Raw genomic sequence first — 10877 nt, 5'->3', positions numbered from 1 at the left:
GAAACTTTATATTCCTGATAATTAAATCAAATTAAGCTGTTGGATCAGCAACAAATACTCTTTGTGCTAATTCCTGATCAAAAAGATATAAAGCAGAAGGATTATCGCTTACCATTTTAATTTTAGTAACCAATTGAGAAGCGCTTGCTTCCTCTTCCACTTGCTCGTTGATGAACCACTGTAAAAAAGAAGTTGTTGCGAAATCTCCTTCGTCATTAGCATTTTTCACGATATTGAAAATACTTTTTGTTACTATTCTTTCATGCTCTAATGCTTTCTGAAAAATATCGATTGCGTTTTCAAACTGGTGAGGTGGTTTTGCAATTTCTCCTATGATGATTTCTACTCCTACATCATTCAAATAATCAAACATTTTATCAGCATGCATTAATTCTTCCTTACTCTGAACTCTGAAATAATTCGCAATTCCGTCAAGGTCTTTGCTAGAAAACCAAGCAGACATTGAAAGGTAATATTGTGCAGCGTATTGTTCGTGAGCTATTTGTTCGTTAATTAATGTTGCAATTTTCTCGCTAATCATAAGTAATAAATTTACAGTCAAAATTAGGGAATAAATGTCCGAAATCAAAAGTTTTAATAAAATTAAATGAAAAAGGACAGAAAAAATCCTGCCCTTTAACACATTAAAAAATCAAAATTATAAGCTATTAATTCGCATCCGGAGTTGCCGTATTCATTGGCTTATGCATTCTTCCACCTTTCATTCCTCTTTCTTTCATGGCTACTTTTCTCTCTTCCATTTTCGCTTTTCTGTCTGCTTGCCATTTATCATACTGTTGAGGAGTTAAAATCTGCTTCATTTCTGCATCCATCTGCGCTCTCTTCGCCTTCATCTGTTCCATTTTAGCCTGTCTTTGATCCTTATTTTTATCAAACTCAGCTTTCATTTCGGCTTTTCTTTTGTCTTGAAGAGCCTTGATTTTATCAACCTGGGCCTGATTTAAATTTAAATCTTTTTGCATCTGAGCCAAATGTTCCTGTTCTTTCTGTTGGAACTTCTGTTGCATTTCTGCTCTTCTTGCCTGTTTGTCTTGTGGAGTTGTAGTTGTTTGTTGAGCCATTGCTAAACTTCCAAATCCGATCATTGCTATTGCAAAAAATAATTTTTTCATGTTTTTTAAATCTTTAATTAATTGTTATACATCTTTTTGATTATTAGTTAAAACAAAAGTTAAAAGAGAATATTCATAAAAAACGTTAAATTTTAATATTAAATATTCAATCATGAAAATAAAAAGAGCAGATCCTAAAATCTGCCCTCACACCACTTAAATATAATATATGAAAATTAATTCTTTGCAAATCCGTTTCGGAAACCTCCGCCTCTTTCTCCACCTCTATTATTCTGTTGTCTCGGAGCAGAATTTTCGTTTCTTCTGGAACCGCCGTCATTTCTGAAACCTCCTCCATTATTTTCTCTTCTTGGAGCTTCTTGTCTTCTTACTTCACTTCCTCCACGGAAGCCTCCGGCATTTCCATTTTCAGCTCTTTCAGTTCTGAAACCTCCATTATTTCTCACTCCATTGTTATCGCTGTTTCCCCTGAAACCACCGTTGTTTCTTACCCCGTTATTTTCGTTTCTGAAACCGGAATTGTTATTATTGCTTCTGTTTTCAGCCTGATTACGGAACCCTCCGTTATTGTTATTTCTTACATCTCCTCTGAATCCGTTATTCGGTCTGTCACTGCCTCTTACAATATTGAAAGTTGGATTATTATTTCTACGGAAATTGTTTCTGTCAACTCTGTAGATATTGATGTTTACATTTCTGTAACGAGGCATCGGTCTGCAGATTGCGGCATAATGCGTTCTTCTGTAATTCTGGAAATAAACTACCGGACTGTAACCTCTGTAATAGCTATTTTGGAAAGTCACAAAAACTCTTGGTCCCATAATTCTTTGCAATGCGTAGAATCTGTCATAATACCATCTGTCCGGATTGTATCTGTAGAAATTGTTCCATGTTGAGAAACTTACATACAGATTATTTAATCTTAAGATCTGATCTACTTGCCACTGATTCAATCTGTTTTGAGCAAAGAATACATTCCAGTTGATACTTACAATACTATTCCTGTAATCATTATAATTGCTTTGATAATAATCATTTTGATAATAATCCTGAGGATAATTGTAGTAATAATCTTCCGGAAAATAATTCTGATCATCCTGATCACTGTAATATCCGTCATTACTATTATCATATCCGTATCCGTCATTATACCCGTTGTTTCCGTAACCGTTGTCGTTTGGATACTGCTGAGCAAATGACAAAGTCGCCATACTCAAAGCAAAACCGATTAATATTTTTTTCATTTCTATAGTCGTTAATTGGTTAATATATAGTAGAATATCTTTATTCTATCTTTTGGATATAAATAAAAAAAAGAAGTTAAATCATTTGATAAAACTTCTTTTAATTTATTGTTAACCAATTGATAATCAAATGTTAAATTTACAATCTTCCACTATCTTTTACCCAATTCGCTATTTTTTGGTTGAAATTTTTCTGCATTATTAATTCTTCCAGATTCAAATGCATTCTGTATCTCCAATAATGTGGAAAAACTGCAGGATTATTGATTCTTTCATTATTCATATTAAGATTTGCAAGCTCTTTATCTGTGGCAAAAAACTCTTGAATCGGAAAAATAGCCAGCATTGCATCATTATAAAGATGTTGTTTCATAATAATTTCCGCCAAATTAGGATCCAACTCTTCTGGTGCTTTTCCGTATTGAACCAGCTGCTGATTAAAGTATTTCTGAGTTAAGGCTACGTCTTCTTTCCACCATTGTCTCAATGTCGAACTGTCGTGAGAAGAAGCTGTAACTACATTTAAATAACTCGCTTTTTTAGGATTATAAAAAGGAATATTATCTGATGGCATTCTTTGCACTTTTAAAGCAATAATTGCCAATTCATTCATCACAATGGGCACACAATCCGGAACCATCCCTAAATCTTCTCCACAAATCAACATTTTAGTAGCATTTAAAATCACCGGAAGTTTTTCCATTGCTTTTTCGTACCAAAGGTGATCCTGTCTTTTGAAAAAATAATCGTGGTACAAATCATAGATAGATTTTTTCTCCCAATCGGATAAATATTTGTAGGAGTCTGTATTATAAACATTAAATCTAGGATGATAAACAAGCTGCCCGTTTCTTTCTTCAATTAAAAATAAAACATTGGCACAAAGTGAGATCAACTGCTCTTCAATCGGACCACGCGGATTTTTCTTAAAAAAGTCTGATAATTTTCTCTGCGTATTAAATTCTTCTTTAAATGAATATGTTCCATCCTGATTATTACTGATAAATTCAAGAGCTTTATCAACATTTTCGCTAAAGTATTTCCAAAGAATCTGATCATTGATGAACGGCTTGCAATATCTGTCAAAATTAAACGGAATATGCCAAGCGTTGAATTCTTCCAACGTAATCGGAACGGCAGGATAAAAATATCCCAAAATTCCTTGTGTAGCCGAAATCGGCATTCTCCAGATTCTGAAAAATCCTAAAATATGGTCAATTCTCATCGCATCAAAATACTGTTCCAATGCTTTGAATCTGTTTTTCCACCATTTATAATCATCGGCTTTCATTGCTTCCCAATTATAGGTCGGGAATTCCCAGTTCTGGCCTAATTCCGTAAACTGATCAGGTGGTGCTCCGGCTTGAAAATCCATTCCGAACAATTCCGGTTCCGTCCAGGCTTCAACGGAATGTCTGTAAATTCCAATCGGCAGATCCCCTTTCACAGAAACTCCCAAACTATGGGTATAATCAATCGCATCTTTCAACTGCTTATGAAGTTGATACTGAACCCAAGCGTGAAGCATTGAAGCATCATAATCCTTACTTTTTGCTGTAAAAAATGGCGCAATTTTTCCTGCAATATATTTTTTATGGGTTTTCCATTCATTGAAATTCGGAGTTTTGTATTTATCTCTCAAAACACAAAATGCAGAATACGGAAGCAACCAGCTTTCATTATCTTTTATAAACTTTTTAAAGTTTCTGTCTTTATAAATTTTTTCCTTATCATTATTAAAAACAGCTTTCAGATATTTCCATTTTGAGGAAATCATCTTTTCGTAATCGATTAATTCTAACGAATTCAATTCTAATTTTTCAGTCTGAAATTCTTCAATTAAATCTTTCGGCAACTTAAAATCAAGGTTTTCCAGAGAAATATATTGCGGATGCAGAGCGTATACGGAAACGGCGGCATAAGGATAGGAATCTGTCCATGTATAATTTGCTGTTGTATCATTAATTGGCAGAATCTGGATAATTCCAAGATTGGTCTCCTTCGTCCAGTCAGCAAGCTTTTTCATGTCAGAAAATTCTCCTACTCCAAAACCGTCTTCAGTTCTCAACGAGAAAATCGGCACGGCAACTCCCGCATCATGATACATCTGGTACAGCTTGAATTTAAAATAATGATTCGAAACTATCTGCAAAACATCCTTCGCCTGATTCGGCAAAGCAAATCTGTTTTCGCCTGTTTCTACATCAATTACTTTGTTTTCGTTAATATCGTAAAGACAATATTTGTATTGAATAAATTCATTCTCAAGAATTTCAACTGAAGCTTCCCAGATTCCGAAATCCGTCTGAGATAAATGAACAGCTTTTTCATAATCCCAATTCCCCAGAGAAGCTGTACTTCCGAACATTACAATTTTCCAGTTCGGGTTATAAATCGGGGCTTCAATTCTGAATAAATGAGTATGTTTTTTTAAAACTGATTTTTTTTCAGGCGAGAAATGATTCAGCTTGTTGTAAAGAATTTTATTATTTAGATAATTTTCAGGAAAATTCTTATTATTCCACTCATCAAAAATCACAAATTCCTTGTAATTATGAGGAAAATTAAGGTAATGCGGGACAAACTCATCTCTCAAAATATTTCCTTTTTCATCCACAAGCTGATATTGATAAGAAATCGATTTCGAAAAATAGTCAACTTCACATTTCCACAAACCGTTTTCTGTATAAAACATAGTATGAGTCTGTGAAACAGCACCTTCATCATTGATAATTAACTGTAATCTCTCACCAACTTTTACGCTGTAACTTACATTAAAGTATAGCTTCATTTATATTTTTTTTATAAAAATACATTATAATATCGAAAAACAAAACTTATTGAATATCAAATATTCATTAAAAAACCTTCTCAAAATACTTGAAAAGGCTTTAGTTTTAAACTTTATTTAAAAGATTATTCAGATACCAGAATTTTCTTGTTTAATAATATTTTTCCTGATTCATCAGTGATGCTTACCAAATAAGCTCCGCTGACTAAATTTTTAAGATAAACCTGCTGATTCAAAGAACCATCTTTTACAGATAAACTTTGTCTCATTACGTTTTTACCCGACAGGTCGAAAACATTCATTTTAATATTTCCTTTTACAGCTTTATCATTCACATTTACATTGATAAAATGTTCGTCAACACGGGTTGGATAAATATCCAGATTTGCAAAAGTATTGTTTGAAATTGCTTTATCATTGGCAAAATATTTACTTGCCAAATCATAAATGTGTAAATTCTGTTCGCCAGCAATCTGTTTTGCCTGTAAAGTATTCAGATCCACTTCGTATAAAGGAGCACCTTTTGCACTTGCAATTACTACTTTTCCTTTTGAATTCACTGCGGAACCGTTTACAGAATAATTTTCAGGAATTCCGGAAATTTTCCCGACAAATTTTGCCTTTAATTCTTTCGTTGAAATTTTGAAAACATTTCCTGCAGCTGAAAAAACGTAGAAATTATTTTCTGCATCAGCAATCATATCACCACCAAAACCGGTTTCAATAATTGTAAAAGAATTCTTTCCGTTGGAAGCATCATCTTTAATGATTCCAAGATCATTAACAACATATTGATTTCCATTTCTACTGATTTGTAAAAACTGAGTTCCAGCGTTGTTGATTGCATAAATATTTCCGTCATAACCTGTTGCCATTCTTGTAATGTGAGAATTAATATCACATGAAGTTACTCTTGCAACAGTGTTTTCCACCAAAGTAATCTCTTTCGTCTTTGCATTTAAAATGTAGATATTAGAAGAAAACATTGGCATATAAACAAGATTATTATTGAAAGAATCATAAGCCAAAGTCGCCATATTAACAGCCTGAGAATTATTATATGTATTTTTATCCTCAGTTACTGAACCGTTTCTCGTTTGTGAAAAAACTTTAGCCGAAGAATCAGCTGTAAAAATTTTCTCTCCGGAAGTACCGTTTGCTACATCAATTGCACGAAAATCATTGAACGTAATATTCTGTGTGTCTTTTCCGACCAATGCAAAAAAATCTTGTTGTGCATTCGCATTCGCTCCTAGTAAAAGCAGAAATAAAGGGAATAAATGTTTTTTCATATTATATAAATTTTAGTTTTAATCATTTTAGTATGACTAAGTTACATAATTTTCAGATTGAAAAACAAAAAATATTTGACTTTTGAATAAGAAGTATAATTCTGTCATATTCTGCATTCTCAATGTAAATGCCCTGAAGAATTTAGTCTGTATATAATAATTGTTCCATTCAGTTTATCATTCCGTAGGAATCCAGACTTATTTTGTAAATATTTTTTGTAAAATCGTTGTTTAGATTCTTACGAAATGACAAATTGTGTGGCTATCCGAACCGTCGAAATGACAAATTCAATGCATAAAAAACTCCCACAAATCTGTGAGAGTTTATAATAAATATTTTTAGTATCGTTAATTTAAAACGTAAGTAGTTCCATCTCTTCCGTCCTTCAATTCGATGCCTTCTGCAAGGAGTTTATCTCTGATTTGGTCTGACAGGTCGAAGTTTTTCGATTTTCTTGCCTGATTTCTCAATTCAATTAAAACCTGTAAGGTCTGGTCAAGCTTTTCATTGTTATTTTCTTCAATAGCCTGTAAACCTAAAACATCAAAAACCAAAGCATTTAAAGTAGATTTTAAATCCTCTAAATCTTTAGTTGAGATCGTTTCTTTCTCATCATTTAAAGCAAAAATATATTTTACCGCTTCAAATAAATGCGCAATCAAAACCGGAGAATTGAAATCGTCTGTTAACGCGTCATATGCTTTATTTTTCCACTCTTCCAAACTGAAGCCAGATTGTTTTTCATCATTCGGAGTAATTGAGTTTAAAACTTTAATTGCTTCCATTAATCTGATGAATCCTTTCTCACTTGCCAACATCGCATCATTAGAAATATCCAAAACACTTCTGTAATGAGCCTGCAGGAAGCAGAAACGCACAATCGACGGATGGAAAGGTTTTTCAAAGAAATCATTTTCACCAGTTACCAGCTGCATTGGTAAAATGTAATTTCCTGTTGATTTACTCATACGTTGAGCATTCATTGTCAACATATTGGCATGCATCCAGTAATTTACCGGAGAAACATCATTGCAAGCTTTTCCCTGAGCGATTTCACATTCATGGTGAGGGAATTTCAAATCCATTCCACCTCCGTGAATATCAAATGTTTCACCTAAATATTTAGTACTCATCGCAGTACATTCAAGATGCCATCCCGGGAAACCTTCTCCCCAAGGCGAATTCCATCTCATAATGTGTGCCGGAGAAGCCTTTTTCCAAAGCGCAAAATCCTGTGGGTTTTTCTTTTCACCTTGTCCGTCTAAGTCACGGGTGTTGGCAAAAAGTTCTTCGATATTTCTTTTTGAAAGTTCGCCGTAATTCAAACCTCTTCTGTTGTATTCCAATACATCGAAATACACAGAACCGTTGCTTTCGTAAGCGAATCCTTTTTCAATTAATTTTTGAGTTAATTCGATCTGCTCAACGATATGACCTGTTGCAGTCGGTTCGATATTCGGAGGTAATAAATTGAACATATCCAGAACTTTATGAAAATCAACCGTATATTTCTGTACGATTTCCATGGGTTCCAGTTTTTCAAGACGGGTTTGCTTAACGAAACGATCATTATTCACATCTCCATCGTCTGTAAGGTGACCTGCGTCGGTGATATTTCTTACATATCTCACCTTGTAACCCAAATGTGTCAAACTTCGGTAAATAAAGTCGAAGGAAAGGAAAGTTCTCACATTTCCCAAATGTACATTGCTGTAAACGGTAGGTCCACAAACGTACATTCCTACATTTCCTTCTAAAATGGGTTTAAATATTTCTTTTTCTCCTGTAAGCGAGTTGTATATTTTTAATTGCATTTTTTATTTTGATTTAATGATTTTAAAATTTAGTTTAAAGTTTTTCCAATTAAAAGACCAAAATCCTTTAACAACAGCATTCACAGCAACAACAAATAATTGTGGCTACAAAAATCTTATCCGAAACTTTTTTAAATTTTATCATTACTAAATAACTTTTAAATGATGTTGTAAATGACGAATATAATCATTAATAATAAATTCAAGCGTGAAAATCTGAGGCTTTGTTTTCCTCATATCACACGTTTTTTGCTAATCCATTTATATTCAACTAATAATCCAATTTCGCATGACTTCCCACATAATGAAGGAATTCCTGTCTGGTAATAGGATTGGTTCTGAAAATACCGCTTAATTCTGCCGTAATGGTAGAACTTGAAGTATCTTTAATTCCTCTGCAATTTACGCAAAGATGTTTTGCATCGATGATACAAGCGACATCTTTTGTTCCCAACGCTTCTTTTAAAGCGTCAACAATCTGCATGGTCAATCTTTCCTGAACCTGTGGTCTTTTCGCATAATAATCAACAATCCTGTTGATTTTTGAAAGACCGATCACCTCACCGTTCGAAATATAAGCAACATGCGCTCTCCCGATAATCGGCAAAAAATGATGTTCACAGAACGAATATACTGTAATATCTTTTTCCACCAACATCTGGCGGTATTTATATTTGTTTGAAAATGTAGAAATTCCGGGTTTGTTTTCCGGAAGAAGTCCTCCGAAAATTTCGTTCACATACATTTTCGCAACACGCTTCGGAGAATCTTTCAAAGAATCATCGGTCATATCCATTCCCAACGTTTCCATGATTTCCCCAAAAAGTTCTGTAATTTTTTCTATTTTTTCCTGTGGCGATTTATCAAAAGCATCTTTCCTTATGGGCGTATGTTCTTTTCCAGTGAAAATATCATCGTCGTTATCCGTAAAATCAACCATTTTTATTTAATTTGCAGCAAAAATACGGATAATATCTTTTTCATTTATTTGATTTTAAACTAAAAATATTATCTTTTAACCTCCATTCTCATTTAATGCTATGATTATTGTTGAAGAAGTACAAAATGAAAATCAAAGAAAAGAATTTTTAGAGTTTCCCGCGAGACTTTACCAGCATGATAAAAATTACATAAGACCTTTAGATAAAGATATCAAAGAGTTTTTTGATCCTGAAAAAAACAAATTCTTCAAAAGTGGAGAATGCACACGATTTTTATTTAAGAATAAAAAAAATGAAACAGTAGGAAAAGTTGCTGTTTTTGTGAATACACTTTATAAACAAAAACAACCAACCGGAGGAATCGGTTTTTTTGACTGTATTAATGACCAGGAAACAGCAAATTTTATTTTCAATCATTGCAAAAACTGGCTTCAGCAAAGAGGAATGGAGGCAATGGACGGACCGATCAATTTTGGAGAACGAGATAAATTCTGGGGACTTTTAATCGACGGATTCATCGAACCATTGTACGGAATGAATTATAATTTCCCTTATTACAAAGATCTTTTTGAGAATTACGGCTTCAATATTTATTTTGAACAACTTTGTTTTTCAAGACCAATTTTCGCAGAAGTTTCAAGAGTTTTTACAGTAATGCATGCAAAACACAGTAAGAATCCTGAAATCTCTGCAAGACCAATGAAAAAGAATAATCTGGAAAAATTTGCAAAAGATTTTACAGAAATTTATAATAAAGCCTGGGCTGCACATGGCGAAGGAAAATGTTTAGATGAAGCAAAAACTTTGAAAATGTTTAAAACAATGAAGCCCATTATCAATGAGCATATTTCATGGTTTGTTTATGAAAATGAGAAACCTGTTGCGATGTGGATGAATATTCCGGACTTAAATCAGTGGTTAAAATATCTGAATGGAAAATTTGGTTTGATTGAAAAGCTAAAGTTTCTCTGGGTAAAAAAATTCAGGAAAAACGAAAAAATGGTTGGTCTCGTTTTTGGTGTTATTCCTGAATGGCAAAGAAAAGGGCTGGAAGGTTATATGATCTGGGAAGGAACCCAACACCTGAGGAAACACACGGATTTTAAGACTACTGAGCTTCAATGGATCGGTGATTTTAATCCTAAAATGATAAAAATTGCTGAGAATTTAGATACAACTGTGACTAGGAAATTGGCGACTTACCGATATTTGTTTGATAGAAATAAAGAATTTGAAAGACATCCCGAATTATAATTTAAAAAATAAAACTTATGGATCCAATAGTTATTTTAATTATTTTTTTTGTACTATTCTTGTTTTCAATTCCTGCAATTATTTTTCTTATTGCTTATCTTGCAGCAAGAAGCCGAAAGAAAAAACAGAAACTTTTACTCGAACAAATCGGATCTCCCGAATATTATGCTTTTGTTCGCTATAATCTTGGAAATACTCAGAATGAATTTTTTAAAATAAAAGCTTTTCAGGGAAGCGGAATGATCTATGTTGAAAGCAGAAATGTTCATTTTGTAGATACTTTGCATCAGAATCCTCATGTATTTTCTTTAGATAGCAGCACTATAAAATGGGAAGACATCAATATTGTGAACGGACTTTTAAAATGGTTTTCGATTTCAGATGATACAAAAAAATATTTTTTTAATATTGAAACCGGAATGTTTATTTTTAATACAAATTCTTCA

General features: G+C 33.1%; 9 protein-coding genes. 2 read left to right on the top strand and 7 right to left on the bottom strand.

All coding sequences use genetic code 11. The features are described 5' to 3' along the window. Window positions 1-31: 31 nt before the first annotated feature. From ABD745_RS09425 to folE, 7 genes are all read right to left on the bottom strand, one after another. A complete protein-coding gene (locus ABD745_RS09425; protein WP_344828505.1) occupies window positions 32-541 on the bottom strand; it encodes a ferritin in 510 nt (169 codons plus the stop codon). A 127-nt stretch (window positions 542-668) separates the two neighbouring features. Continuing rightward, a complete protein-coding gene (locus ABD745_RS09420) occupies window positions 669-1133 on the bottom strand; it encodes a hypothetical protein (RefSeq protein ID WP_344828502.1) in 465 nt (154 codons plus the stop codon). A gap of 176 nt (window positions 1134-1309) precedes the next feature. Continuing rightward, a complete protein-coding gene (locus tag ABD745_RS09415) occupies window positions 1310-2338 on the bottom strand; it encodes a hypothetical protein (protein ID WP_344828499.1) in 1029 nt (342 codons plus the stop codon). 139 nt (window positions 2339-2477) lie between these two features. Then, the gene (locus ABD745_RS09410) at window positions 2478-5129 is read right to left on the bottom strand and encodes a 4-alpha-glucanotransferase (RefSeq protein ID WP_344828496.1); all 2652 of its coding nucleotides are present in this window, start codon (window positions 5127-5129) and stop codon (window positions 2478-2480) included. 125 nt (window positions 5130-5254) lie between these two features. Further along, a complete protein-coding gene (locus ABD745_RS09405) occupies window positions 5255-6421 on the bottom strand; it encodes a T9SS type A sorting domain-containing protein (protein WP_344828493.1) in 1167 nt (388 codons plus the stop codon). A gap of 348 nt (window positions 6422-6769) precedes the next feature. Then, the gene (cysS, locus tag ABD745_RS09400; protein ID WP_344828489.1) at window positions 6770-8236 is read right to left on the bottom strand and encodes a cysteine--tRNA ligase; all 1467 of its coding nucleotides are present in this window, start codon (window positions 8234-8236) and stop codon (window positions 6770-6772) included. Between the two features lie 271 nt (window positions 8237-8507). After that, entirely contained in the window at window positions 8508-9176 is a 669-nt protein-coding gene (gene folE / locus ABD745_RS09395) for a GTP cyclohydrolase I FolE (RefSeq protein WP_047401339.1), read from the bottom strand. A gap of 100 nt (window positions 9177-9276) precedes the next feature. Between folE and ABD745_RS09390 the strand changes: the two genes are divergently transcribed. After that, window positions 9277-10431, top strand: coding sequence for a hypothetical protein (locus tag ABD745_RS09390; protein ID WP_344828485.1), 1155 nt, complete (start codon window positions 9277-9279; stop codon window positions 10429-10431). 17 nt (window positions 10432-10448) lie between these two features. Further along, window positions 10449-10877: hypothetical protein (locus tag ABD745_RS09385; protein ID WP_344828482.1), on the top strand; the 429-nt coding region annotated here is incomplete at its 3' end.

This window comes from Chryseobacterium ginsenosidimutans (assembly GCF_039536845.1).
Classification (GTDB): Bacteria; Bacteroidota; Bacteroidia; order Flavobacteriales; family Weeksellaceae; genus Chryseobacterium; species Chryseobacterium ginsenosidimutans_B.
The sequence above is the reverse complement of the archived record's forward strand: the minus strand, read 5'-3'. Positions and strand labels throughout refer to the sequence as shown.